This window comes from Azospirillum sp. BE72 (assembly GCF_031455875.1).
In the GTDB taxonomy this organism is placed as follows: domain Bacteria; phylum Pseudomonadota; class Alphaproteobacteria; order Azospirillales; family Azospirillaceae; genus Azospirillum.
This window is the reverse complement of sequence record NZ_JAVDTO010000001.1, coordinates 332,381-357,990: the sequence shown is the minus strand read 5'-3', so window position 1 is coordinate 357,990 and position 25,610 is coordinate 332,381. Positions and strand designations below refer to the sequence as shown.

24 protein-coding genes and 1 tRNA gene are annotated in these 25,610 nt (G+C 68.3%); 14 read left to right on the top strand and 11 right to left on the bottom strand.

Translation table 11 applies throughout. The features are described 5' to 3' along the window. Positions 1–104: 104 nt before the first annotated feature. Positions 105–1,334, bottom strand: a complete 1,230-nt coding sequence (locus tag J2Y49_RS01760; protein ID WP_310111482.1) for a YbfB/YjiJ family MFS transporter — start codon at positions 1,332–1,334, stop codon at positions 105–107. Positions 1,335–1,520: 186 nt separating this feature from the next. Between J2Y49_RS01760 and J2Y49_RS01755 the strand changes: the two genes are divergently transcribed. The 5 genes from J2Y49_RS01755 (at position 1,521) to J2Y49_RS01735 (ending at position 6,163) form a co-directional block, all read left to right on the top strand. Beyond that, positions 1,521–2,453 (top strand): LysR substrate-binding domain-containing protein, encoded by a 933-nt coding sequence (locus J2Y49_RS01755; RefSeq protein ID WP_310111479.1) that lies wholly within the window; start codon positions 1,521–1,523, stop codon positions 2,451–2,453. A 135-nt stretch (positions 2,454–2,588) separates the two neighbouring features. Next, the gene (gene fdxA / locus J2Y49_RS01750) at positions 2,589–2,921 is read left to right on the top strand and encodes a ferredoxin FdxA (protein ID WP_042693590.1); all 333 of its coding nucleotides are present in this window, start codon (positions 2,589–2,591) and stop codon (positions 2,919–2,921) included. Between the two features lie 384 nt (positions 2,922–3,305). Beyond that, positions 3,306–3,806, top strand: coding sequence for a CarD family transcriptional regulator (locus J2Y49_RS01745; protein ID WP_014248912.1), 501 nt, complete (start codon positions 3,306–3,308; stop codon positions 3,804–3,806). A gap of 212 nt (positions 3,807–4,018) precedes the next feature. Then, the gene (locus tag J2Y49_RS01740) at positions 4,019–4,969 is read left to right on the top strand and encodes a hypothetical protein (protein WP_310111465.1); all 951 of its coding nucleotides are present in this window, start codon (positions 4,019–4,021) and stop codon (positions 4,967–4,969) included. A 297-nt stretch (positions 4,970–5,266) separates the two neighbouring features. Then, positions 5,267–6,163 carry an RNA polymerase factor sigma-32 gene (locus J2Y49_RS01735; protein WP_310111461.1) on the top strand — a complete coding sequence of 299 codons (897 nt, stop codon included), beginning with the start codon at positions 5,267–5,269 and terminating at the stop codon, positions 6,161–6,163. 148 nt (positions 6,164–6,311) lie between these two features. Here the strand turns inward: J2Y49_RS01735 and purH are convergent, their stop codons facing one another. From purH to J2Y49_RS01715, 4 genes are all read right to left on the bottom strand, one after another. After that, positions 6,312–7,916, bottom strand: a complete 1,605-nt coding sequence (purH, locus tag J2Y49_RS01730) for a bifunctional phosphoribosylaminoimidazolecarboxamide formyltransferase/IMP cyclohydrolase (RefSeq protein ID WP_310111457.1) — start codon at positions 7,914–7,916, stop codon at positions 6,312–6,314. A gap of 272 nt (positions 7,917–8,188) precedes the next feature. Continuing rightward, positions 8,189–9,856, bottom strand: coding sequence for a heparinase II/III family protein (locus J2Y49_RS01725; RefSeq protein ID WP_310111454.1), 1,668 nt, complete (start codon positions 9,854–9,856; stop codon positions 8,189–8,191). A 195-nt stretch (positions 9,857–10,051) separates the two neighbouring features. Next, a complete protein-coding gene (locus tag J2Y49_RS01720) occupies positions 10,052–11,347 on the bottom strand; it encodes a transcription antitermination factor NusB (protein WP_310111451.1) in 1,296 nt (431 codons plus the stop codon). A gap of 174 nt (positions 11,348–11,521) precedes the next feature. Further along, a tRNA-Gly gene (locus J2Y49_RS01715) sits at positions 11,522–11,596 on the bottom strand. Between the two features lie 188 nt (positions 11,597–11,784). On the opposite strand from J2Y49_RS01715, the gene J2Y49_RS01710 reads away from it, so the two are divergent. From J2Y49_RS01710 to J2Y49_RS01700, 3 genes are all read left to right on the top strand, one after another. Then, on the top strand, positions 11,785–12,576 hold the full coding sequence (locus tag J2Y49_RS01710; protein ID WP_310111448.1) for an enoyl-CoA hydratase-related protein: 792 nt from the start codon (positions 11,785–11,787) through the stop codon (positions 12,574–12,576). Positions 12,577–12,699: 123 nt separating this feature from the next. Next, positions 12,700–14,157, top strand: a complete 1,458-nt coding sequence (locus tag J2Y49_RS01705; protein ID WP_310111445.1) for a DHA2 family efflux MFS transporter permease subunit — start codon at positions 12,700–12,702, stop codon at positions 14,155–14,157. Between the two features lie 282 nt (positions 14,158–14,439). Further along, entirely contained in the window at positions 14,440–15,330 is an 891-nt protein-coding gene (locus tag J2Y49_RS01700; RefSeq protein ID WP_310111442.1) for a LysR family transcriptional regulator, read from the top strand. A gap of 334 nt (positions 15,331–15,664) precedes the next feature. On the opposite strand, the gene J2Y49_RS01695 is transcribed toward J2Y49_RS01700, so the two are convergent. Beyond that, entirely contained in the window at positions 15,665–15,853 is a 189-nt protein-coding gene (locus J2Y49_RS01695) for a hypothetical protein (protein ID WP_310111441.1), read from the bottom strand. 163 nt (positions 15,854–16,016) lie between these two features. Here J2Y49_RS01695 and J2Y49_RS01690 point away from each other — a divergent pair, with 163 nt between their 5' ends. The 4 genes from J2Y49_RS01690 (at position 16,017) to J2Y49_RS01675 (ending at position 19,312) form a co-directional block, all read left to right on the top strand. Continuing rightward, positions 16,017–16,286, top strand: a complete 270-nt coding sequence (locus J2Y49_RS01690) for a ribbon-helix-helix domain-containing protein (RefSeq protein ID WP_149223944.1) — start codon at positions 16,017–16,019, stop codon at positions 16,284–16,286. A gap of 184 nt (positions 16,287–16,470) precedes the next feature. Beyond that, complete coding sequence (trhA, locus tag J2Y49_RS01685; protein ID WP_310111438.1) at positions 16,471–17,118, top strand: PAQR family membrane homeostasis protein TrhA; 648 nt, start codon at positions 16,471–16,473, stop codon at positions 17,116–17,118. A gap of 73 nt (positions 17,119–17,191) precedes the next feature. Further along, positions 17,192–18,742 carry a lysozyme inhibitor LprI family protein gene (locus J2Y49_RS01680; protein ID WP_310111435.1) on the top strand — a complete coding sequence of 517 codons (1,551 nt, stop codon included), beginning with the start codon at positions 17,192–17,194 and terminating at the stop codon, positions 18,740–18,742. 126 nt (positions 18,743–18,868) lie between these two features. Beyond that, the gene (locus J2Y49_RS01675; RefSeq protein ID WP_310111433.1) at positions 18,869–19,312 is read left to right on the top strand and encodes a MarR family transcriptional regulator; all 444 of its coding nucleotides are present in this window, start codon (positions 18,869–18,871) and stop codon (positions 19,310–19,312) included. 121 nt (positions 19,313–19,433) lie between these two features. On the opposite strand, the gene J2Y49_RS01670 is transcribed toward J2Y49_RS01675, so the two are convergent. Then, complete coding sequence (locus J2Y49_RS01670; protein ID WP_310111430.1) at positions 19,434–20,423, bottom strand: D-glycerate dehydrogenase; 990 nt, start codon at positions 20,421–20,423, stop codon at positions 19,434–19,436. 251 nt (positions 20,424–20,674) lie between these two features. Here J2Y49_RS01670 and J2Y49_RS01665 point away from each other — a divergent pair, with 251 nt between their 5' ends. Continuing rightward, complete coding sequence (locus tag J2Y49_RS01665) at positions 20,675–21,238, top strand: SH3 domain-containing protein (protein ID WP_310111427.1); 564 nt, start codon at positions 20,675–20,677, stop codon at positions 21,236–21,238. A gap of 109 nt (positions 21,239–21,347) precedes the next feature. Continuing rightward, positions 21,348–22,583 (top strand): argininosuccinate synthase, encoded by a 1,236-nt coding sequence (locus tag J2Y49_RS01660; protein WP_109075188.1) that lies wholly within the window; start codon positions 21,348–21,350, stop codon positions 22,581–22,583. A 69-nt stretch (positions 22,584–22,652) separates the two neighbouring features. On the opposite strand, the gene J2Y49_RS01655 is transcribed toward J2Y49_RS01660, so the two are convergent. The 4 genes from J2Y49_RS01655 to J2Y49_RS01640 all read right to left on the bottom strand — a co-directional run bounded on the left by J2Y49_RS01655 (position 22,653) and on the right by J2Y49_RS01640 (position 25,606). Beyond that, the gene (locus tag J2Y49_RS01655; protein WP_310111414.1) at positions 22,653–23,396 is read right to left on the bottom strand and encodes an RES family NAD+ phosphorylase; all 744 of its coding nucleotides are present in this window, start codon (positions 23,394–23,396) and stop codon (positions 22,653–22,655) included. Then, positions 23,356–23,736 carry an antitoxin Xre/MbcA/ParS toxin-binding domain-containing protein gene (locus tag J2Y49_RS01650; RefSeq protein ID WP_310111411.1) on the bottom strand — a complete coding sequence of 127 codons (381 nt, stop codon included), beginning with the start codon at positions 23,734–23,736 and terminating at the stop codon, positions 23,356–23,358. Before J2Y49_RS01650 ends, J2Y49_RS01655 begins: the two co-directional genes overlap by 41 nt. Before the next feature lie 117 nt (positions 23,737–23,853). Beyond that, positions 23,854–24,408 (bottom strand): NAD(P)H-dependent oxidoreductase, encoded by a 555-nt coding sequence (locus tag J2Y49_RS01645; protein ID WP_310111407.1) that lies wholly within the window; start codon positions 24,406–24,408, stop codon positions 23,854–23,856. A 40-nt stretch (positions 24,409–24,448) separates the two neighbouring features. Beyond that, complete coding sequence (locus J2Y49_RS01640; protein WP_310111404.1) at positions 24,449–25,606, bottom strand: aldo/keto reductase; 1,158 nt, start codon at positions 25,604–25,606, stop codon at positions 24,449–24,451. Positions 25,607–25,610 lie beyond the last annotated feature (4 nt).

Sequence of the window (25,610 nt, the reverse complement as noted above, 5' to 3'; positions counted from 1 at the left end):
TCTGGTTGTTGTGGGCCAGACTGTAGCCAAAGCGGACGATCCGGGAGAACAGCGGCATTGCTGCGGGCGCGGCGCCGATTGTCGCAGGCAAACCTTACGAATACTTACGAAGCATTGGGCGAAGCATTGGAGGCCGCCAGCGTCGGCCCTGCCGACGACCGCCGCCCGGCGATCACCATGCCGGCCGCTAGCAGCAGCGCGCCGAGCAGCACGGCGGCGGCGGCCCCCAACAGCGCTGCGTTGAAGCTGCCGGTGTGCGTCACCACCAGCCCGGCGGGCAGCGGCCCGATGATCTGGCCAAGCCCATAGGCGGCGGTCAGCGCTCCCACCACCTTTGCCGAGGCGCCGGCCGACAGCTGCCGCCCCAATGCGAAGGCTTGCGACACGATGCCGACGAAGGTGCCGCCGAACAGCAGGGCGGAGATGACGGCGACCGTCGGCGAACCGGTCATCGGCAGCAGGATGGTGACGGCCTGCGTCAGGTGCGCCAGGATCAGCGCCCACCAGCTGCCGGTCCGCCGGGCGACCGCGGCCCAGAACACCCCGGCGCCGATCGCCCCCAGCCCGGCCACCATCCAGGCCGCCTCGCCCACCGCGGCGGTGCCGGGATCGGTCTTCAGGATCGACACCAGGAAGGTGGCTGACACGATGTAGCCGCCGCCCTCCAGGAAATAGGCCAGAGTCAGCAGCAGAAGCGGGGCCGACAGCCCGCCCACCCGCGCCGCGGCGGCGTTCCCCGCCGTCCCGGCCGCGGCGGCCTGCGTCTGCGGCGCCGGATCGCGCACCCAGAGGCCGGGCAGCAGCCCCAGCACCGCGCAGATCGCCCCCAGCGCCAGCCAGTCGCCGGCCCAGCCCAGCCGCCCGCCGAACAGCGCCACGAACAGCCCCGACGAAGCGATGCCGAGCCCCACCCCGGTGTAGAGCCAGCCGGCGAAGCGTTCCCCACCCTGGCGTGCCAGCGTGTCCAGCACCATGGCGATGCCCAGGATGAAGATGCCCGCGCTCGACACCCCCGACAGGAAGCGCAGGACCAGCCAGACCGGCATCGCCTGTCCGGCATCGCCCAGGTCGAGCCCCATCGCCGCGGTGATGGCGACGCTGAGCAGCAGCGACAGCCGGAACACGGCGGTGCGCGCGGCGCCATGCGGCACGAGACCCATCCCCAGCGCGCCGACGAAATATCCCAGATAGTTCAGCGAGGCGAGCAGCCCGGCGCCGTCGGCCTCCAACCCGGTGGCCGCCTGCATCGCCGGCAGGATCGGGGTGAAGGCGAAGCGCGCAACCCCCATCGCGATGGCAAGCCCGATCACGCCGCCGACCAGCACCCGAACCATGATCCACGCCCTCTCGGTTTTCGGCCGGCTCATTTGGAAGAAAAGGTTCGGCTGGCCGATTGATTTGATCGCCCATCATGGCTGCGGCCCCACCCTCATTTCCAATGAATTGTTCTGATGATAAGCTCCACTTCCAGTGATGGGTGCCATGCGCTGGCATGGGAGCAGCGGGCAGGAGGCGTCGCGATGGATCTCGCCGGTTTGCGGGTGGTGAAGGCGGTGGCCGATACCGGCAGCGTCAGCCGGGCGGCCGAGGCGCTGAACTGCGTGCAGTCCAACGTCACCGCGCGGGTCAAGCGGCTGGAGGAGGATTTGGGCGTCGACCTGTTCCTGCGTCTCAGCCGCGGGATGGAGCCGACGCCGGCCGGGCGCGTGCTGGCCGGCTATGCCGACCGGGTGCTGCGGCTGGTCGCCCAGGCCCGCGACGCGGTGGCGGAGGCCGCCGGGCGCGGCGGGCGGCTGGCGGTGGGCAGCATGGAATCGACCGCCGCGGTGCGGTTGCCGCCGATCCTGGCCCGCTTCCACCGCGACCATCCCGACGTGGAGCTGACCATCGCCCCCGGCCCGACCGAGACCCTGCTGGCCGAGGTGCTGGCCGGGCGGCTGGACGGCGCCTTCGTCGGCGGCGCGGTGGAGCATCCCGACCTGATAGCCCGACGCATCTTCGACGAGGAGTTGGTGCTGGCCGAACCCGCCGCCGGCCTGACCACCGACAGCGCGCGGCGCACCCTGATCGTCTTCGGCCGCGCCTGCGCCTATCGCGGCCGGGCCGAGATGGCGATGCGCGAGGCCGGACGCGTGCCCTTCCGCGTCATGGAGTTCGGTGCGCTCGACGCCATCCTGGGCTGCGTCGGCGCCGGCATGGGGGTGACGGTGATGCCGCGGTCGGTGGTGGAGCGCGATCCCTGGCGCGAGTTGCTGGCGGCCCGGCCGCTGCCCGACGCGCTGGCGCGCATGCCCACCCAATTCGTCCGCCGCGCCGATTCCATCGAGACGGGCAGCCTGCGCGCCTTCCTGGCGGCGGTGTCGGACGGCGCCCCCGTAAATGACGCCATTGGTGGTGCGACAGGGTCGCCCACATCACGCGCAGGGTTGAACGGCTTGTCGGCGGCGTGCTAGGCAGGCGCGGGTTGGCCATCCGGCCCGGTGCCACGCGCGTGACCTTTTGGAAACGGCTTCGATCCGCCCTTTCGGGCGATACCGGAACAGCGACGCGCGGCCGACACCGCAGGCCGGAACAGCGGAGAAGAGATCATGCCCTACGTCGTCACCGACGGCTGCATCAAGTGCAAGTACACCGACTGCGTCGAAGTCTGCCCCGTGGATTGCTTCTACGAGGGTGAGAACATGCTGGTCATCCACCCCGACGAGTGCATCGACTGCGGCGTGTGCGAGCCGGAATGCCCGGCCGAGGCGATCGTCCCCGACACCGACGACCGCGCGACCAAGTGGCTGGAGCTGAACCGCGACTATTCGGGCCAGTGGCCGAACATCACCCGCAAGAAGGACGCGCCGGCGGACGCCGACGAGTTCAAGGGCGTGGACGGCAAGTTCGAGAAGTTCTTCTCGCCCAAGGCGGGCGGCTGAGACCAGACCAGCGGATGCGGCCCGGCTCGCCGGGCTTCCCCCAGGGGAAACCCGCGACTCTTCCGAGTCGGGCCGCATCAACCGATTGCACCCGCCGATGTTGCCATGCAAAATCGACGGGTCGGCCATGGCCGGGCGATGGACGATTTCCGCCCGGGTGCTTGCGCGTTCCCTTTGTAACTCGGCCGTAACATCGCTATAATGCGCGCCCGAAGCCGGCCTCCGCGCCATTGCCGGTTTTCCCTTCGCTCAAGGACTCGTGGCTTTTGTGATCGTCGTGGATGGGCCCCATCCCCACGGCGCCATAACTGTCCGGGGTCCTTTTTCGTCCCTTCCACCGGGACGGCAAAATGGCGTGATCGCGAGAAGTGAGAGCCAATCCAAATGTCGAACAAGCTTGACTTCGAAGCCGGTGACTTCGTCGTTTATCCGGCTCATGGCGTCGGTCGGGTCGAAGGGATCGAGACCCACAGCATCGCCGGACTCGAGGTTCAACTCTACGCGATCACGTTCGAGAAAGAGCGGATGACGCTCAAGGTTCCCGTCACCAAGGCCCGCAACGCCGGCCTGCGCCGCCTGTCCTCCAAGGACCGCATCAAGGTCGCGCTGGAGACCCTGCAGGGCCGTTCGCGCGTCCGCCGCACCATGTGGAGCCGCCGCGCCCAGGAGTATGAGGCCAAGATCAACTCCGGCGACCCGGTGTCCATCGCCGAGGTGGTGCGCGACCTGTACCGCGGCGCCGACCAGTCCGACCAGTCCTACAGCGAGCGCCAGATCTATCAGGCCGCCCTGGAGCGTCTGGCCCGCGAACTGGCTGCCGTCGAGAAGATCGACGAGACCAAGGCGACGGAGCGTCTGGAGTCGGTGCTGTCCAAGGCGGCCTGACGCCGGACCGGGATACGTCCCGAAAATCCGTCCGTGACACGAACGGGCGCGCGGCTGCTACGTCAAGCCGCGCGCCCGTCTCGTTTTTTCACCTTTGTTTCGGCGGCATGACACGCCTAAACTCCCCGCCGCCTTCCGGCCCCGGCACTTGCCGGCACCACCGGACGGGCCGCTGACACCGGCTTCGCGAACGACGTCGAAGGGGATCGAGTTTGGGTCTGCCGCCGCGCCTTGGTCATCCCGCCCGCCATGCCGGGACCATCGTCGCCGCCGTCGAGGACGACAGCCGCTTCGCATCGCTCGGCCGTCCGCGCCGCGTCTGGGCCATCGGCGCGATCCATGCCCAGCCCGACCGGCTGGACGTGATCCACCATGCCATCGCCCAGCGCTTCCGCCCCGGCGACCGGCTGGTCTATCTCGGCAACATGATCGGCTTCGGCGACGAGGTGGTGGAGACCATCGACCGGCTTCTGGCCTTCCGCATCGCGCTGCTGGCGATGCCGGGCATGATCGCGTCGGACATCGTCTACCTCCGCGGCCAGCAGGAGGAGATGTGGCAGAAGTTGCAGCAACTCCACTTCGCTCCCGATCCCCGCACCGTCCTGGACTGGATGCTGCGCCAGGGCGTGGCGCCGACGCTGGCGGCCTATGGCGGCAACCTGGAGGCGGGCATGGCGGCGGCGCGCGGCGGCGCGGTGATGCTCGGCCGCTGGACGCGCGAACTGCGCCAGTCGATGGCCGCCCATCCCGGGCACGAGGCGCTGTTCAACGCCCTGCGCCGTGCCGCCTACACCGGCGGCCCGGTCGGAAGCCCGATTGGAACCCCGGGCGGCGACGGGACGGATGACGCAACTCCCGGCGCCAGCAGCCGGGGCGGCGGCAGCCTGCTTCTGGTCAGCGCCGGCATCGACCCGCGGCGTCCGCTGACGGGTCAGGGCGATGCCTTCTGGTGGGGCGGCGCCGCCTTCGCCCGGCTGGAGCAGCCCTATGGCAATTTCCGCCGCCTCGTGCGCGGCTACAACCCTCTCTGGTCGCCCGAAGACCCCAGCGTGAATGTCGGCCCGGTGACGGTGACGCTGGACGGCGGCTGCGGCCGCGGTGGGCACCTCGTTTGCGCCTGCTTCGATTCTTTCGGCGAAATGCTGGACCTTTTCCAGGTGTGACCCACCCTTAGGTCCAGCCCAGACCTTCCGCCCGTCCACTTTCCGCCCGTCCATCCTGTCCCCGCATACCGCTCCCGCCACCCTCCGGAATGCCATGGAATAGGCCTCCGGCAAAAATCATCCATCCCTTGTGATCCGTTGTTCCTACACCTGCGTATGATTCCGCAACAGGGCGCGCTCATGCTTGTTGTTTAACCCGACGGCATCGACCGGGGGCAGGCGGCAAAGCGGCGAAGACCCATAGTACGGGGATATGCAAAGGAACACGATGCCGCCCAGACGGGAAGGAAGGGACGGATGGCTTACATCGACGATCCGGAGACTCAGCGTGCAAATCTGAGCTTCATCAAGGCATCCATGCGCGAACCGTTGCTGTCGCGCGACCATGAATTCGAACTCGCCCGAAAATGGCGCGAGGGCAACGACGAACGCGCCCTGCATCAGCTGGTTCGGGCCTATACCCGTCTGGTGGTGGCCACCGCGTCGCGTTTCCGCAACTACGGTCTGCCGATGGGCGATCTCGTCCAGGAGGGCAATGTCGGCCTGATGCAGGCGGCCAGCCGCTTCGAGCCCGACCGCGAGGTGCGTTTCTCCACCTACGCCGCCTGGTGGATCCGCTCGGCCATGCAGGACTACATCCTGCGCAACTGGTCGATCGTGCGGACCGGCACCACCGCCGCGCAGAAATCGCTGTTCTTCAACCTGCGCCGCCTGCGCGCCAAGATCGACAGCGCCACCCGGAACGGCAGCGGTGCGCCGCTGACCAGGGAAGGCCGCGAGTGGATCGCGGGCGAACTGAATGTCGATGTGGCCGAGGTCGAGGCGATGGAGATGCGGCTGTCCGGCTCCGACCAGTCGCTGAACACGCCGGTGGCCGATGGCTCCGACGATGACTGGCAGGATTTCCTGGCCGACCAGCGCCCCTCGCCGGAGGATGTGGTGATCGGCATGCGCGACTCCAACACCCGCTCGCAATGGCTGGCGGAGGCGTTGAGCGAACTGAGCCCGCGCGAACGCACCATCATCCGCGAACGCCGGCTGCGCGAGGAAGGCGCCACGCTGGAGGAGTTGGGCCGCGAACTGGGCGTCAGCAAGGAACGCGTGCGCCAGTTGGAGCATCGGGCGCTGCTGAAACTGCGCCAGTCGATGCTGAAGCGGGTCGAGGATTCCGACGACCTGCTGGCGGAGGCGTGAAGTCCCAGCGTCGGTTGCCCCCACCCCGACCCTCCCCCGCTTCGCAGGGGAGGGAGCTAGGACTTTTGCGAATGGGCGGCGGAGTTCCCTCCCCCACCCAGTGGGGGAGGGTTAGGGTGGGGGTCTAACCTCCCACCCCCCTATCACCTCAATGCCGGAAGTGCCGCATTCCGGTCAGCACCATCGCCAGACCCTTCTCGTCCGCGGCGGCGATCACGTCGTTGTCGCGGATCGAGCCGCCCGGCTGGATCACCGCCGTCACGCCCGCCTCGGCAGCGGCCAGCAGGCCGTCCGCAAACGGGAAGAAGGCGTCCGACGCAACGACCGAGCCCTTGGTCAGCGGCTCCGACAGGCCGGCGGCCTTGGCGGCTTCGGCCGACTTGATAGCGGCGATGCGGGCGCTGTCGACGCGGCTCATCTGGCCGGCGCCGACGCCCACCGTGGCGCCGTTCTTGGCATAGACGATGGCGTTCGACTTGACGTGCTTGGCGACGCGGAAGGCGAACAGCAGGTCGGCCAGTTCCTGTTCGGTCGGGGCGCGCTTGGTGACGACCTTCAGCTCGGCCGGGTTGACGCGGCCGCTGTCGCGGTTCTGCAGCAGGAAGCCGCCGGACAGCTGCTTGATCATCATGCCGGGCTCGGCCGGGTTCGGCACGTCCTTGGTCAGCAGCACGCGCAGGTTCTTCTTGGTCGCCAGCAGCGCGCGGGCGGCCTCATCGGCGTCGGGCGCAATCACCACCTCGGCGAACAGCTTGGAGATCTCCTCGGCCGTCTCGGCATCCAGGCTGCGGTTGACGGCGATGATGCCGCCGAAGGCGCTGACCGGATCGCACAGCAGGGCCGAGCGATAGGCCTCCAGCAGGTTGGATCCTTGCGCCACGCCGCAGGGGTTGGCGTGCTTGATGATCGCGACGGCCGGCTGCTCGAACTCCGCCACCAGTTCGAAGGCGGCGTCGGTGTCGTTCAGGTTGTTGTAGGACAGCTCCTTGCCCTGCAGCTGCACGGCGGTGGCGACGCCCGGACGCTTCTCGCCGGTGACGTAGAAGGCCGCCTGCTGGTGCGGGTTCTCGCCATAGCGCAGGGTCTGGGCCAGCGCGCCCGACAGGGTGGTGCGCGGCGGGAAGGTCTCGCCCAGCTGGCCGGCCAGCCAGGTGGAGATGGCGGCGTCGTAGGCGGCGGTGCGGGCATAGGCGCGCTGGGCCAGCCGGCGGCGCAGGGCCAGCGTGACGCAGCCGTCATGGGTCGCCAGCTCGTCCATCACCGCCTCGTAGTCGGACGGCTCGGTGACGATGGCGACGAAATCGTGGTTCTTGGCGGCGGCGCGGATCATAGCCGGCCCGCCGATGTCGATGTTCTCGACGCAGTCGTCATAGGCCGCGCCCTTGGCGACCGTCGCCTCGAACGGGTAGAGGTTGACCACCACCAGATCGATGCCGGGGATGTCGTGCTGGGCCATCGCGTCGGCATGGATGTCGCGGCGGGCCAGGATGCCGCCATGGACGCGCGGGTGCAGCGTCTTGACGCGGCCGTCCATGATCTCCGGGAAACCGGTGTGGTCGGAGACCTCCTTGACCGGCACGCCGGCCTCGGCCAGACGCTGGGCCGAACCGCCGGTCGACAGGATCTCGACGCCGCGGGCGGCGAGCGCCTTGCCCAGTTCCACCAGACCGGCCTTGTCGGACACGGAGATCAGGGCGCGGGCGATGCGGACCTTGTCGGGGGCGGGGGCGTGGTTGGCTTTGGGCGGGCTCATGGCGTCATCCTGATCGCTGCGGGTGTTGCGCAAGGCCGCAGGCAACCGGGGAGACCCGGACAAGCACGGAAGAAGAAAAGCACGGACGCCCACGGAAATGCCGCTCAGCTGTGCTTATCCCTGCCCGCCCCCGACGATGCCGGTCCGGACGGACATGGATAAGCACGGCGTGAAGAGTCCCGTGGTCGTCCGTGCTCCAAATCCCGTGTTCATCCGTGTTTCCACGCCCTCTCCCGAAGGGTATAGGCCCGGCCACCGCGGATGCGCGCGATTTACGCCGCCTTGCGCTCGCGGCGCAAGGCCCATTTCACCGTCAGCCCTTCGGGGCCGCATTGTCCCTGCATCATGATCTGCCGGGTGCGGCGCGGTTCCTCCCCGCTGCCGAGATAGACGCTCTCCGCCACCTCCAGCACGGCGCCGGTCACCCGCATGCGCCAGGCATTGCCGCTGGGCAGGCGCAGAAGCACCTGATCATTGCGCCCGTCGCCCTGTCCTTGGACCGGCACGACCTCGACATTCGGATGCAGGTGGAAGCGGATGGCATAGGGCTGCGGCTGCGGCGTGGCGCCGATCACCGGTTCCAGCGTGTCCTCGCCGCGCAGATCCTCGCCGTTGTCGGCCAGATAGACGCGGCGGCGGTGCAGCAGGCCGAAGCCCTTGCTGTAGCCGTTGTGGCTGGCGACCACCAGCATGGCGCCGTCCGATTCCTGCCGTTCGCAATTGACATTCGTCGGCCGGCGGCCAAGTCCGCCCTTCTCCAGCACTTCCGAGGAGTTGGTGTCGGCAACCACCATGGTCGAATGGGCGGAGGTGCCGGCCAGCGCCGCGCGCCAGGCGCCGCGCTGGGACGGATGGCTGCCGCAATTGACGATCAGCCGCTCCTTGTTGACGGAGACCTCCATCGACAGGGTGCCGGCATGGGCGCTGCGGTCCAGCCCTACCGGCGGCGGCGCGCCGGTGTCGAGCAGCACCAGGGTGCGCCCGGCCAGCAGCCGCTCGAACCCGGTGTGCGGCGCGCTCTTCAGCGGACGGCCGCGGGCGTCGGCCTGGGCCAACACCGTGTCGATCAGCGCCGGATCCTCCTCCCGCCCCCCGTTGAACAGGGCGAGCCCGCCATCGACGTGGCGGAAGAAGCGGAGCGCCGGCGTCATGCGGTCGATGGCATGCTGGAGGCTTTCCGGCACCTCCTCCTTCGCGACGCGCAGGACGGCGCGCATGTCGATCAGGTCGCGCAGAACCCGCATCTGGATCGACGGGTTGCGCTCCACATGGCCGCCGTCGGGCAGGATCTGGCGCGGCAGTTCCTTGTCGAGCAGGCGCAGGGCCTCCCGCGCCGCCTTGTCCTGGTCGGGCAGGCAATAGCCGCCATAGAGCAGCCCCTTGATCGCGCCGATCAGCCGCTCGCCGTCCAGCTTGGCCGGCGCCACCCGCAGCAGATGGCGAAGCTGGCGCGCCATGCTCTCGAACACGCGGGCGCGGAACTCGTCGTCGGCGGACGCGCAGTAGAAGTCATGCAGACCGATCCAGCTGGCCAGCCGCGCGCCCAGCACGTCAGGCGCCCAGCTCTGCGCATGCCAGCCGCCATTCTGGTCCAGCCACGACCACACCAGCACCCGCGCCCGGCGCCGCGCCGTGTCGCCGCCGACCGCGCGCAGGTCGCGCAGCCATTCGAAGCCGTGGGCGGTGCGCAGCCAGCCCGGGCTGACGCCCTGGGGCCGCCAGTTGGGTGCGCCGTTGGGATCGACCATGACCGCCTGCCCGGCGAAGCCCATCCGGCCGGCCAGCATGGCGTTGCCGTTGCCGGTGTCGCCCGGCCAGGGATCGGGCGGGACCACTGCCAGGGCCCCCGGCGCCTTGCCGCCCAGCATCAGGGCGTAGAGGGGATTCCCATAGGCAAGGCGCGCCATGCCGCTGCGAAACCGTCCGTTCCCGTCGCCCATCAGCGCCGACTCCTTCAGGACCGCGAGCGGCGTCGGCAGCCGGCGGAGGGTGATGATGCGGTGCGGGAGAACACGGACGAAAGCATAGGTCGTGTCGTATCAATTCGCCGCCCGCACCGCAAGACGGGCCTGGGATTTATCCCTCGCTGCGGAACGGATACGGCCTTGGTCCGGGCGCAGTTAGTCCGGGCGCCATCAGTCCGGGCGACGGCGCAGCCGTGCGACGAAGAAGCCGTCGATCCCGCCGAGATCGGCCAGCATACCCGGAAGGCTGCGGACCTCGCCGGCCTCGTTGATCGGCTCCGACAGGCCGCCGAGTTCCTCGGCGGTGACCGGCCAGCGCTCCACCCGCTTGTCCCGCTCCAGCAGGCGGGCGATCTGCGCCTCCCCCTCCTCCGGCTGGATGGAGCAGGTGCAGTAGACCAGAGTGCCGCCGGGCTTGACCAGCTCGACCGAGCGGGCAAGCAGCCGCGCCTGGGCACGCGCCAGCTTGGCGATGTCGTCGGGCGACTTGACGCGCAGGATATCGGGATGGCGCCGGATCGCCCCGGTCGCCGAACAGGGCGCGTCGAGCAGCACAGCGTCGGCCGGCTCCTCCGGCTCCCAGGTGGCGGCATCGGCGGCCAGCACCTCGGCCTGCAGCTTGAGGCGCTTCAGGTTCTCCGCCACCCGTTCCAGCCTGCGGGCCGAGCGGTCGATGGCGGTGACCTGCGCACCCTGGACCACCAGCTGCGCCGTCTTGCCGCCGGGGGCGGCGCACAGGTCGAACACCCGCTTGGCCCGAAGATCGCCGAACAGCTTGGCCGGCAGCGAGGCGGCGAGGTCCTGGATCCACCATTCGCCGTCCTCGAAGCCCGGCAGCTCGATCACCGACCCGCCGGGCGGGCGGCGCAGCGATCCGGTCGGCAGCAGGGTGGCGCCCAGCCGCTCCGCCCAGCCCTCAGGGTCGGACTTCACCGTGATGTCCAGCGGCGCCTCGTGCAGGTGCGCCTCGACGATGCCGCGGGTGCGGGCGGTGCCGTAGGCGGAGCGCCAGGACAGCCACAGCCAGTCCGGCGTGTTCAGCCGCCCGGCATCCTGCCGCGCCGCCATCTCCGCCCCCTCACGCCCGATTCGGCGCAGCACGGCGTTGATCAGCCCCTTGTAGGGAGCGGCATTGCGCGCCGCCGCCAGTTCAACCGCGGTGTCGACCGCGGCATGGGCGGGGGTGTTCAGGAACACCAGCTGCGCCGTTCCCAGCCGCAGCATGTCGTGGATGGCGGCCTTGGGCAGGCCCGGCTTGGCGAGGCTCGACTGGATCAGTTCGTCGATCTGGCCCAGGCGGCGCAGGACGGTGGCGACCAGCAGGCGGACGAAGCCGCGGTCGCGCGGCTGCAGCGCCGCCAGTTCGGGATGCGCGTCGAACGCGTCGTCGAAGGGAACGGACTTGCGCAGCACGTCGCGCAGCAAGTCGAGCGCAACGCCGCGGGCGGCGAGGGAAGTGTCGGTCATGGATAAGGATCTAGCGCGCCGGACGGCCACTGTCGATACGGGATGCCCGGTGTTTCCAAACAGTGTTTCCAAACAGCGCGTTTCCGGGCTGCGGAAAGGAAAAGACCGGATCGGAAAAAGCGAAGGGCCGGTGCGTTGCCGCCCGGCCCTTTGGTCTTCGCTTTACCGGAGAACTGGAGCGGGCGAAGGGATTCGAACCCTCGACCCCAACCTTGGCAAGGTTGTGCTCTACCCCTGAGCTACGCCCGCGCTCCCGTCGTCCGGGAGCCGCTTTCTACGGAAACACGGCCGCGGCCGCAAGAGGAAAATTCACGGCTCCGTCACTTTTTTCGCCGACGCCTCGGCCCGCTTTGCCGCGCTGCGGCACCGGGCGTCTTGCGTCCCTTCGGCGGGGCGTTATGGTGTGCGGCCATACGGCAACGGATGGAGAGTGCGGCATGGCCGGCACCATCACCCTCGGCCGCGATGGAGCCGTCGCGACCCTGACCCTGTCCAACCCGGACAAGCTGAACGCCTTCGACAAGCCGATGTGGCACGCCCTGATCGGCCATCTGAGGGATCTGGAGGCCGACGAGGAAACCCGCGTCGTGGTGATGCGCGGCGGCCCCGGTTCCACCGGCGCCCGCACCTTCTCCCCCGGCGCCGACATCTCGGAGTTCGAGAGCGAGCGCAACAGCCCCGAACAGGGCGCCGACTATGGCGACCTGATGGACGAGGGGCTGGACGGCCTGCGACGTTTGCGCCACCCGGTGCTGGCCGCCATCGACGGCCCCTGTTGCGGCATCGGGTTGGCAGTGGCGCTGGCCTGCGACCTCAGGGTCTGTTCGGAGAGCAGCCGCTTCGGCGTGCCGGTCAGCCGGCTCGGCATTTCCATGGGACCGACGGAGCTGAAGCTGGTCGCCGACGTGGCAGGCGGCCCGGCGGCTTTGGAGATCCTGCTGGAAGGCCGCGTCTTCGGTGCGGCGGAGGCCAAGGACAAGAACCTCGTCCACCGAGTCGTTCCCGACGAGGGATTCGAAGCGGAGATCGCCGCGACCGTCCAGCGCATCGCCGCCGGCGCACCGCTGGCCGCCACCCTGCACAAGCGCTATGTCCGCCGCCTGTCCGACCCGGCCCCGCTGACCGAGGCGGAGATCGCCGAATGCTACCGCTGCTTCGGCACCGAGGATTTCCGCGAGGGCTACCGCGCCTTCCTGGAGAAGCGGAAGCCGGTGTTCACGGGGCGCTGAGTCCGGCCGCCGATCCGACGGTAGGTTCCGGCTTACGCATGGCAGGGCTTTCGCACGGGCGATGGTCAAAGTGGCGGAGCGACTCACATTCGTAGGGCTCCGCTCCCTGCCTGACGGTCCGTCATGTCGCGCGTCACCCCGCTGATCATCGCCTGCGCCCTGTTCATGGAGAATCTCGACGCGACGGTGATCGCCACCGCGCTGCCGGCGATCGCACGGTCGATGGGCGAGGATCCCCTGCGGCTCAGTCTGGCGATGACCTCCTACATGCTGGCGTTGGCGGTGTTCCTGCCGGTCAGCGGCTGGGCGGCGGACCGTTACGGCGCGCGCACCGTCTTCGCCAGTGCCATCGGCGTCTTCACGCTGGGCTCCATCGCATGCGGCCTGTCGAACGGGTTGGCGGAGCTTGTCGCCGCCCGCATCGTCCAGGGCATCGGCGGGGCGATGATGGTGCCGGTCGGCCGGCTGATCCTGCTGCGCACGGTGCCCAAGGACCAACTGGTAACGGCCATGGCGCGGATGACCCTGCCGGCGCTGATCGGCCCGGCGCTGGGTCCTCTGGTGGGCGGCGCCATCACCACCTACGCCTCCTGGCGCTGGATCTTCTTCATCAACGTGCCGATCGGGCTGATCGGCATCGCGCTCGTTCTGGCGCTGATCCCCAACCTGAAGGAGGAACAGCGCGACCCCTTCGACGCCCGCGGCTTCCTGTGGAGTTCCATCGCACTGGCCGCCTTCATGTTCGGTTTCGAGAATGTCGGGCGCGACCTGCTGCCGGCCTATGCCGTGGCGGGGCTGCTGGGGGCGGCCCTGCTGGCGACTTTGGCCTATCTGCGCCATGCCCGCCGGGTGGTGCGGCCGGTGCTGGATCCGTCGCTGTTCCGGCTGCCGACCTACCGCGCCTCGGTTCTGGGCGGCACGCTGTTCCGCATCGGCATCGGGGCCGTGCCGTTCCTGATGCCGGTGATGCTGCAGATCGGCTTCGGCCTGACCGCCTTCGAGTCGGGCGCCCTCACCTTCGCCGGGGCCGCCGGAGCGCTGACGATGAAGGCGCTGGCCGGCCCGATCCTGCGCCGTTTCGGCTTTCGTCTGGTGCTGGGGCTGAACGCACTGGTCAGCGGCGTCATCCTGGCCGGCTACGGCGCCTTCCGGCCCGACACGCCGCATCTGGTGATCCTGGGCGCGCTGCTGCTGGGCGGCTTCTTTCGCTCTCTGCAATTCACCGGCATGAACACGCTGAGCTACGCCGAGGTGCCGCAGGCGATGACCAGCCGGGCCAATACGCTGGCCAGCGTGATGCAGCAGTTGTCGCTGAGCCTCGGTGTCGCCGTCGGCGCCACGGCGCTGCACCTGACCGTTCAGTGGAGCGGCGGCGTCCTGACCCCGGCCTCCTTCGTTCCGGCCTTCCTGACGGTGGGGCTGATGGCCTGCGCATCCAGCCTGCCCTTCTGGCGCCTGCCCGCCGATGCCGGCGACGAGATCAGCGGGCATATCGGCGGCGGCGGCAAGTCGGCCGTGGCCGAAGGGGATTCCCGCGGTGCGACGGTCAAGGCAGCCGCGCTGACCGATGCGGCGGATTAGCGCCGCCCTGACTGGCGCCGCGGATTAGCAAAACTGGGTCGAACCGCCGGCCGGCCATTTCCGAGCATCGGCAACAGCCCTATCCATTCTGCGGATATAGCCGGATCGCTGAGACTTCGGATGAGAATAATTCCGGCGATCATGATTAATTTTCGTGCGAGTCAGGGTTGGTAGCGCGTGCGTTCCGGGCGCGTTCCCGCTATAAACATGCATGGCGGCCATGCGCCGTCCTCAAGATAATGGGAGGCTCCGGGCGGCTGCGCACCGGGGCGGGACAGCATGATGGATTGGGACAAGCTGCGGGTTTTCCACGCGGTGGCCGAAGCCGGCAGCTTCACGCATGCCGGCGAGACGTTGAACCTCAGCCAATCGGCGGTCAGCCGCCAGATCAGCGCGCTTGAGGAAAGCCTGGGCGTTCCGCTGTTTCACCGCCACGCCCGCGGGCTGATCCTGACCGAACAGGGCGAGTTGCTTCACCGCACCGCCCGCGACGTCTTCGCCAAGCTGTCGATGACCGAGGCGATGCTGACCGAAAGCCGGGAGCATCCCAAGGGGCCGCTGCGGGTGACGACGACCGTCGCCTTCGGATCGACCTGGCTGACGCCGCGCATCAACGAGTTCATGTCGATCTACCCCGACATCCAGCTGACTCTGTTGATCGACGACGACGAGCTGGACCTGGCGATGCGGGAGGCGGACATCGCCATCCGCATGAACACGCCGCGCCAGCCGGACCTGATCCAGCGGCACCTGATGTCGATCCGCTTCCATCTCTATGCCAGCCAGAGCTACCTGAAGAAGAAGGGTACGCCCAAGACGGCGGCGGAACTGGACAGCCACGACCTGATCACCTATCCGCCGGACGTGCGGGCGCCGATCCCCAACGTCAACTGGATCATGGAGATGGGCGATCCCTCGCCCAACCGGAAGCCGATCCTGCAGGTCAACAGCGTCTACGCCATCTACCGCGCGGTGGAGAGCGGGCTGGGCATCGGCGCGCTGCCCGACTTCCTGGTCGACAGCTTCTCCAAGGACGTGACCCGCGTCCTGCCCGATGTCGACGGTCCGAAGGTCGACGCCTACTTCGTTTATGCCGAAGAATTGCGCCATTCCAAGCGCATCGCCGTCTTCCGCGACTTCCTGGTTAAAAAAGTGGCAGAAACGCCGTTCTGATCCGGGACACTTTCCGACAGTTTGCAAGAGAATTGCCGAAATCGACCGCGCCGCACCATCTTTCAGGGGCAGCCCGGCCGATTTCGGCATTTTTATTAGCCTTCTAAGCGTTCTTTCAAGCCATGCGTGGCTTGCATGGTAGATTTATTCATTTGTGCCTGGAAAGTTGGCAGCGGAATGGTCAAATTTTGACCGTTGGATGCTGCGACGCAGCACCCGATGTTTCGTCCCGGAGGTCTCCCCTCCGGGGTTGGGTCCTCGGACCCAGCGTCTCCCAGACGTGAAGCCTCCCTGTTCAACTCGCCGCTAATCCATCGGGTTAGCGGCGGTTTTTTTATGGGCGGGGCGTTCGGCGGACACTCTGGGCGGGCTGCGGCATTTCGTCCTCCTCGCCCTCCTCCAATGCCGCCCGCGCGATGGACAGGATGTTGTCCAGGCGGATGACCAGTTCGTTCTCGCACAGGGCCGAACGCGCTGCGGCGGCTTCTTCCATGATGGAACGCAGGGCATTACGTCGGGTCATCGCAACCTCCGATCCAATGGAGCGGGCCGGCATCCGTCCGGCTGTCCGCTGCTCCTCTAACGTGTCCAGCCCCACCGTCGTTCTCTCGCCTGTGAAAAACTTCACAGCAAGGTCGCAGCGGTTTCGCATACCTGTTTATGCACCAGCAACGGAGGGCTCCCACATGCAGATGCGCAACATCAGGGTGAACGGCAAGCGGACCAGCATGAAGCTGATGCCGGTGGAGTGGGAGTCGCTGGAGGAAATCTGCACCCGCGAGCACATGACGATGAGCGAGCTGGTGTCGAAGATCGATGCCGAACGCCAGGACTGCGACAATCTCACCGGCTGCGTCCGGGTCTACGCGCTCTGCTACTTCCGCAAGGCCGCCGGTTTGTCGGAGCCGATGCCGCGTCATCGCGCGCCGGAAACCATCGCCTACGCCGCCGAATAACGACACTGAATAACGACGCCGGGAAGCCAGCCGCATCTTCCCGCATAAGCGGTTGGCCGAACCACACCACGCCCGCATCCCACCATCGGACGGTGGCGCAGGTGCGGCAGGCACACCATTTTCGACGCAGGGCCCCTTTCCGGCGGCCGCCTTCCCTCCACGCGTCGATCGAGGTGATGTGCCGATGCCGGATGCCCACCAGTTTCCCATATACAGCGTCGGCGAGCGGCGGGCGGATGCGGCCGTTCATGCCGTCGGCGTCACGGCGGGGATCGCCGGATTCGTCTGGCTGCTGAATACCGCGGTCCTCTCCGGCACATTGCCCACCCGAACGGCCCTTGCCCTGGCGATCTATGGGCTGGGGCTGGTCGGTATGCTCACCGCGTCGGCCGCCTACAACCTAGCCCCGCCCGGCTTCGGCAAGGCCCTGCTGCGGCGGGTCGACCATGCCATGATCTTCGTGATGATCGCCGGCACCTACACCCCATTCACGCTGGGGCTGGGCCAGGGCGTCGTGCTGGGCGGCGCGGTATGGGGCGGGGCCGCCTTCGGGGCGGCGCTGAAGCTGCGCTTTCCCGGACGATTCCACCGGCTGGGGCTGGCGCTGTATCTCGGGCTGGGCTGGGCGATCGTCACCGCGCTGGAACCGCTGGGGTCGGTGCTGTCGGCGCCCGCGCTGTGGCTGCTGGTTGCCGGCGGTCTGATCTACACCGTCGGCGTCGTCTTCCACCTGATGGAGCGGATGCCCTACAACAACGCGGTCTGGCACCTGCTGGTGCTGGCCGCCGCCAGCTGCCATTTCGCCGCCGTCGCGGTCGCCTTCCTGCCCTGAGATCTTCCTGCCCTGGGACGGGACAAATGGCGGGGGATTCCGTATCTTCCCCGGGCCACAATCCCAGGGAGACATGATGGGCCAGCTGGACCTTACGGGACCGTCGATCCGTTTGACGCTGCCGCCGCATGGACGGATGGCGCTCGCCGGCGCGGCACTGGCCCTTTCGGTCATGGTCGCAGGCGGTACGGCCCGGGCACAGCCGTCCTTCGACTGCAAGGCGGCCTCCACGCCGGTGGAAAAGGCGATCTGCGCCGATCCCAAGCTGGCCGATGCCGACACCGGGATCGCCGACGCCTACAAGACGCTGCAGGCCCTGTCCGGCACCGCCGACCGCGAACGGCTGCGGGCGGAGCAGAAGGCATGGCTGGCCCAGCGCAACCAGTGCGCCGCGGCGGGATCCGGCCTCGCCACCTGCCTCGCTCCGGTCCTCGACGCCCGCCGCACCGCGCTGGCCGAGTCGGTGCCCAAGGCGGTCGCCGCGGTGTCGTCCATCGTCGACGGCATCGCCGCCGATCCGGCCGCCGCCGGGAAGCGGCTGGCCGAGCTTCGCGGCGGGCTGGGCAAGGGGTGGGCCGCCTATGCACTGCGCTTCGGCCCCTCCCCCGACCGCGCCAAGGCCGACGCCCTGCTGCGCGAAGCCGTCGAGGGCATCGAGGATCCCTATTCGCGCGAAACCGCGTCGGGTGTCGATCTGACGACCGACGAAGGCTTTCTCACCGCCTTGCGGGTGGTCAGCGACGATGTCGAGATGGCGTGGCCCTGCTCGGTGATGGAGCGGCGCGGCGCGGCGGCCTGGAAGGCGATGGAGCCGCTCTACGGCAGCAGCCGCGACAATTTCGGCGCCCATCCCGCCTGTCCGGACGACAACGCCCTGCTCGCCTCCCCCGCCTGGAAGGCGGTGGACGACCTGCTCGCCCCGATGCTGGAGGCCGCGTCCAACCGCACCGGCACCATCCGCTTCGCCACCTACCGCCAGATGGGCATCGACCGCATGAAGTCGGCGGTCGACCCGCGCCTGTTCCTCGCCGACGCGCCAGAACTGGCCGCGCTGGTCAAGGATACCGCCGGCTGGACCAACCCGCGCTGGATCGCGCCGGGCTGGGGCGAGCGTCTCCGCGCCGCGGTGGACGGGGCGGTGACGGCCTGGACGCCGCAGATCGCCGGCCGCTATTCCATCGGCACCGCCGAGGCCCGCCGCATCGCGGAAGCGGTGGCGGCCCAGGGCTTGGGCGGCAGCATCGGGCTGATCGCCGACAATCTGGAACTCCAGAAGGACACCCGCCTTCCCGATTGGCTGCGCGGCAGCTGGAGTTGGACCGGCGGTGCGGAGGACACGCCCTTCGGCGGCCCTGCCGGCAAGGCCCGCATCGATGCCACCGGCATCTGCGTCGGCAGCGAGTGCGGCGGCTATGACGTCGCCGGCCTGGGCGAGGACGCCCCCTTCGACCCGAAGGAGGTCAAGGCGGCCGGTGTCGCCGCCGCCCCCAACGCGGCGAAGCAGGCGGTCAGCCTCGCGCCCGTTTCGGCCGGCTTCAGCCTGACCATGGTCCCGCTGGCTGGAGGCAATGTGCTGGTCACGGGCACGGCCAAGCCGCTGCTGTTGAAGCGCGAGGGGAAGTAGCGCGGCTGGCCACGCGGCTTCTCCTGCCCGGTGAACGCGAATCTCTTGCCTGCATCGTTCGGGTAGGCGACACTTCGCGGCGCGTGCTCCGGTTGCGGAGCCGGGCGCGGCTTTCCGGGGGGAGGCATGGCACGGAACCTGAAGGCGCTTGGGTTGTGGCGCACGGCGCTGGTCGCCAGCGTCCGCCAGGACGGGCCCGACCTGTCGGCGCGACAGTTGGCGATCCTGCTCCAGGTCTATCTGACCGATCCGCCGCACACCGTGCGCGGCCTCGCATCCCTGCTGAACATCTCCAAGCCCGCCGTGACCCGCGCGCTCGACCGGCTTTCGGTGCTGGGCTTCGTCAAGCGCAAGCGCGATGCTGAGGACAAGCGCAACGTGCTGGTCCAGCGCACCGTGAAGGGCAGCGTTTATCTGTCTGACTTCGCCGAACTGGTGATCGCCGCCGGTGCGGTGACGCCGGAGGACATGAGCCGCATCCAGGCCGACGAGGAACTCGCCGCCGCCGCCAAGGCCAGGCTGGAGGCGGAGTTGCAGGACATGCCGGCGCTGGAAACCTCCGCGTCCTGACGAATGCCTTGGCCGCTCGACGGCAGCAGGCACATCTTCACTTGGACATCATTCCTGCAAAAGCAAATACATGCCTTCGCGGGAATGACGGCCGATGATGCGCCGCTTGCCCGTTCCCCTCTTACAGAAGCGCTTCCAGCACGCGGTCGGGCGGGGTGTGGCCGTCGATGAAGGTCTTGATGTTGATCACCACCTTCTCGCCCATGTCGATGCGGCCCTCGATGGTGGCGGAACCCATGTGCGGCAGCAGCACGACGTTGTCCAGCCGCAGAAGCTTCGGGTTGACGGCCGGTTCATGTTCGAACACGTCCAGGCCGGCGCCGGCGATCTCGCCCTTCGACAGCATGCGGGTCAGCGCCACCTCGTCGATCACCTCGCCGCGCGAGGTGTTGACGATGTAGCAGTGCGGCCGCAGCAGCTTCAGCCGGCGTTCCGACAGCAGATGGTAGGTGGCCGGCGTGTGCGGGCAGTTGATCGACACGATGTCCATCCGCGCCAGCATCTGGTCCAGGCTGGACCAGTAGGTCGCCTCCAGCTCCTGCTCCAGCTCGGGATGGACGCGGCGGCGGTTGTGGTAGTGGATCGACATGCCGAAGGCGCGCGCCCGGCGCGCCAGGGCCGAGCCGATGCGGCCCATGCCCAGGATGCCCAGCCGCTTGCCGCTGATACGGTGGCCCAGCATGGTGGTCGGGCCCCAGCCGGTCCACTGGCCGGAGCGGACCAGCCGCTCGCCTTCCGCCACGCGCCGCGCGGTGGCCAGCAGCAGCGCCATGGTCATGTCGGCCGTGTCCTCGGTCAGGACGCCGGGGGTGTTGGTGACGATGATGCCGCGCTCGCGCGCCGCCTTCAGGTCGATGTGGTCGACGCCGGTGCCGAAGGAGGCGATCAGCCGCAGCTGCGGGCCGGCGGACTCGATCAGGGCGCGGTCGATGCGGTCGGTGACGGTGGGCACCAGCACCTCGGCGACGGCCATCGCCTCCTGCATCTGGGCGGGGGTCAGCGGAATGTCGTCCGGATTGAGCCGGGTGTCGAACAGCTCCATCATCCGCGTCTCGATGACGTCCGGCAGCTTGCGGGTGACGACAACGAGCGGCTTCTTCTTGTCGGTCATCGGTGCTGGTCCTCCCTTGCCCCGGCCCGCCCGCATCCCAGGTTCTGCGCGGCTGCTCCGGTCCATGGTTGCCATACCAAGCGGTCGTTGGACTGTCCAGAAGTCCGTCACGAAAGCCCGTCCCGCGACAGGACGTGCGAAGGTCGGACCGCATCCTCCGATTGGGGGTGGCGGCGCTTGCCCTATCGAACGGGTGGTCTCTATAGTGCGGCCCGATTTCGCCGCTCCCTTCCGTCAACACCGGTGCCGTCATGCTCGTCCGCCGCTCCGTCCTCGCCATGCTGGCCCTGATGATGGGGCTGGGCGCGGCCTGCGGCAGCGCGGCCTATGGCGGCACGGCCTGGGCCGCGGAGAAAAGCACGGAGAACCGCACCGAAAATCGCAAGGACCCCACCCACGCGTCGGGCCTGCCGATCCCCCGCTTCGTCACCGTGCGCGTCGGCGAGGTGAACCTGCGCTCCGGTCCCAACGGCAGCTACCCCATCGAATGGGTCTTCCGGCGCAAGGACATGCCGGTGGAGATCATCCAGGAATTCGATACCTGGCGCCGCATCCGCGACTGGGAGGGGGCGGAAGGCTGGGTGCACCAGAGCGCCCTGTCCGGCCGCCGCGGCGTCCTGATCATCGGCCAGACCCGCAGCGTGCACGAGGCGCCGCGCAGCGACAGCGCGGTGGTGGCGCGGGCCGAGCCGGGCGTCATCGGATCGCTGAAGAAATGCCGCGACGACTGGTGCGAGGTGGAGTTGAAAGGCTATCGCGGCTGGATGAAGCGCGCCGATTTCTGGGGCACCTACGCCGGCGAGAAGATCGAGTAGGCGCTCCCCATAGCCGTTCGGCACCCGACCGGCGCCCGCGGGGCTTGAAGGCGGGCGGGAAAGGCCGTACGGTCGCGGCCTTATCTTTCTCTACTGCAAGAGCAGTCCCATGAGCGGCGCGTCCGGCAAACAGATCAAGAAAGTGGTGCTCGCCTATTCGGGCGGCCTCGACACCTCGGTCATCCTGAAGTGGCTGCAGGAGACCTATTCCTGCGAGGTGGTGACCTTCACCGCCGACCTCGGCCAGGGCGAGGAACTGGAGCCCGCCCGCAAGAAGGCCGAGCTTCTGGGCATCAAGCCGGAAAACATCTTCATCGACGACCTGCGCGAGGAATTCGTGCGGGATTTCGTCTTCCCGATGTTCCGCGCCAACACGCTCTATGAGGGCACCTACCTGCTCGGCACCTCGATCGCCCGGCCGCTGATCGCCAAGCGCCAGATCGAGATCGCCAACATGGTCGGCGCCGATGCCGTCGCCCATGGCGCCACCGGCAAGGGCAACGACCAGGTCCGCTTCGAGCTGGGCTACTACGCCCTGCGCCCGGACATCACGGTCATCGCGCCGTGGCGCGAGTGGACCCTGAACAGCCGCACCACGCTGCTGGACTACGCCGAGAAGAACCAGATTCCGATCGCGAAGGACAAGCGCGGCGAGGCGCCCTACTCCACCGACGCCAACCTCCTGCACATCTCGTACGAGGGCAAGGCGCTGGAGGACCCGTGGGTCGAGCCGGACGAGGACATGTACACCCGCTCCGTCGCCCCGGAAAAGGCGCCGGACACCCCGACCTACATCGAGGTCGAGTTCAAGAACGGTGACGCGGTCGCCATCGACGGCAAGGCGCTGTCCCCGGCGGCCCTGCTGACCGAGCTGAACCGCCTGGGCGGCGAGAACGGCATCGGCCGCCTCGACTTGGTCGAGAACCGCTATGTCGGCATGAAGTCGCGCGGCGTCTACGAGACCCCGGGCGGCAGCATCCTGCTGGTGGCGCACCGCGCGATGGAGAGCATCACCCTCGACCGTGGCGCCGGCCACCTGAAGGACGAGCTGATGCCGCGCTACGCCGAGCTGATCTATTGCGGCTATTGGTGGAGCCCGGAGCGTCTGGCCATCCAGGCGCTGATCGACCAGACCCAGTCGCTGGTCAACGGCACGGTCCGTCTGAAGCTGTTCAAGGGCAACGTCACGGTCGTCGGCCGCAAGTCGCCCAACTCGCTGTACCGCATGGACTATGTGACCTTCGAGCAGGACAGCGTCTACAACCAGAAGGACGCGGAAGGCTTCATCAAGCTGAACGCGCTCCGTCTGCGCCTGGGCGCGATGGCCAAGCAGAAGATCGGGTAAGTCAAGAGAGTTGCGGGAGGGCCAGTGGCTCTCCCGCGCCCGTTTTCCTTATGCAGGGCGGCCCCGACTTTACAGGCGCGGGTCGTTGAAGCCGGATTTTTCGAAATGCAGGGTCTGGTGCGGGAATTCGCACAAAGCCTGCACGCTGTCGTGGCGAAGGAAAAGCCGCCAGCTCTGCCAAGCCGTCGGCTCCGGCTTGCGGAACACCGCACAGTCCAGCAGCGCCAGATTGGCGCCTCCCCGAGGATCACGGATCGACGCATAACGGATGGCTTGGACGCCCGCCGCCCGCGCCGTGTCGGCCAGATCCTGGCACGCCGCGTAATCGGTGGGATGGGTCCAGCGGGCACCGTCCTCGTTCAGCGGCTCCGCCGTCAGGTCCAGCCCGCCATCGGTTCCATACAGGACGCAGAAGGCCGTGTATTCGCCCGGATTGGCCGGCAGCGGCGTACCGGGGGAATCCGCGAAGAACAGCAGCCGATAGAAGGCCAGTTCGGCTACGGCGCTCGCCACAGCCTCCGCGGCATAGAAGACGCCGGGCGTCCGCCCTGCCCTGCGGAAACGCGATCCGACCGGATACTCCGCATCGTAGCGGAAGGGCGACGACAGAAGGAAATGCAGCCCCCGGCAAGCGGCCGGCACCGGTGGCTTGGTCTGCTCCAGCAGCTCTTCCAGAAGCCCCTGCTCCTCCCAGTCGTCGACCAGCTTGAGGGTGGAGACCTTGTGCTGTGCCTCGACCAGCCGCCATGCCTCGCCCGCCAGCGGGCGCCGCTCAGACGACAGCGCGTCGGCTGTCCAGATACGCGATGACATTCATCAGTCCGGGGATGGTCTGGATCTGCTCCAGCGGTTTGCCGCCCAGCGCCCGGTTGTCGTTCCGCAGCCACGCCGCGGCGACCTCCGCCTCGCCGCCGACGATGCTGTCGAGCGAGCGGTAGAGCCGGATGAACAAAAGCGCCAGTTCGAATTCCTTGCTGCGCTCGGACAAGGGCAGGTCTCTGGTCCGCATGCGCGACAGCGTCGGTTCGGACACGCCGATGACCTTGGCAAGCACGCTGTTTGAAACGCGCAACTGCTCCGCCGCCCGTAGCGCCGCCTTGGTGACGACGGAAGCCGCCGCGGGAGCCCTGGTCGCCTGCACCTGAGAGGTCATGGCACGCCTCCTTCTCTTGAAAGAAATACTTGCATTTCTTTCAAGAGAAGGCAACGGCCCATCATTGATGAGGTTCCGGGCACCATGACGGTGAAGACACCCGGCACCCCTGTTCGGTCACTTCCCCGCAGCCGCAACCACCTTGTCGATGGCGCCAAGCGCGAACTTCAGCACCGCCTCGTCGGCCAGCTTGCCGTCCTTGATCTTCTCGCCGACGGTGCCGATGACCACCTGGGCGCCGCCGACCAGCTTGGCCGGAATCGCCAGCAGCGTGTCGTTCACCTGCTGATGCGCGCGCACGCCGCCGGTGAAGGCGGGGGAGTTGGAGATGACCAGCACCGGCTTGCCGTTCAGCGCCGACTTGCCGTAGGGACGCGATGCCCAGTCGAGCGCGTTCTTCAGCACGCCCGGCATGCCGTAATTATACTCCGGCGTGACGATGACCACGCCGTCGGCCTCGGCGATGGCCTGACGGAAGGCCTGGACCTCCGCCGGGGCGTCGGGGGTGTCGATGTCCTGGTCGTAGAGCGGCAGGCGCAGGTCGCGGATGTCCATGCTGAGGCCCGCCGGCAGGGCGTCCTGCAGCCCGCGCAGGACGGCCAGCGAGTTGGAGTTGCTGCGCAGGCTGCCGGGCAGGCCCAGCAGTTTGGCACGCACCGTTGCATCGGTCATGAAGCGGTTGCCTTTCCTCTTATGGTCGAACCCGTCGATATCAGGCGCGGTTGGGGTGCGACGGGCCGCTGCCCGCCCCGGTCCGGGCGATGGAGTCGGCGATCTCGTCGAGATCCTCCGGCGTCAGGGTCAGGGTGGCGGCGTCCAGCCAGCCATCAACCTGGGCCGGCGTGCGGGCGCCGACAATGGCCCCGGTGATCGCCGGCCAGGACAGCACCCAGGCCACCGCAACGGCCGCGATGGTGGTGTCGTGCCGCTCGGCGATCGGGCCGAAGGACTGGGCCAGCGCCAGATTACGTTCCAGCGCCTCTCCGGTGAAGTTGGCGTTGCTGGACCGCCAGTCGTCGGCCGGCAGGGCCTTCGCCCGCTCCACCGTGAAGCGCCCGGTCAGCAGGCCGGCCTGCATCGGGCTGTAGACGATGACGCCGGTCCGGTGCGACAGGCACCAGGGCAACTCGGATCCGGCGACGTCGCGGCGGATTGCCGAGAAGGGCGGCTGCAGCGTGTCGACATGGCCCAGCCGCTCCGCCGTCTCCAACTGGGCGGCAGTGTGGTTGGACAGGCCGACGGCGCGGACCTTGCCTTCCGTCTTCAGGTCCAGCAGGGTCTGCCAATACTCCTCGACCGCCTCATGTTCGGCCGGCCAGTGCATCTGGTAGAGGTCGATACGCTCGACGCCCAGCCGCTTCAGCGACGCTTCCAGTTCGCGGCGGATGCTGTCGGGCTTGCCGATCCGGCGGGGCATCGCCTTGCGGTCGGACTCGTCCCACACCAGACCGCATTTGGTGAAGACATAGGGGCGCTCGGCCTCGGGGATTTCGGCCAGGGCGCGGCGCACGATCTCTTCGGAATGGCCAAGGCCGTAGACGGCGGCCGTGTCGATCCAGTTGATGCCGCGCTCCACCGCATGGCGGATGGCGGTGACCGACTGGCTGTCGTCCTGCGCGCCCCAGCCGGCGGCCCAATCCGGCCCGCCGATCGCCCAGGCGCCGAAGCCGACGCGGGTGATCGCCATGTCGGTGGTGCCGAAACGGCGGGTCGGCAATCCCGTCCTGCTGACGCCGTTGCTTGTGGTGCTCATGGTTGCCTCCTCGATGATGGCGCTGACATGGGCTTGGCGGTCCCGGCTTTCCAACAGTTCATAGGCGGATTGCACGCCGGAGGCCTGCGCGGACGATGCCGGACCGGCTGTGACCATCTTG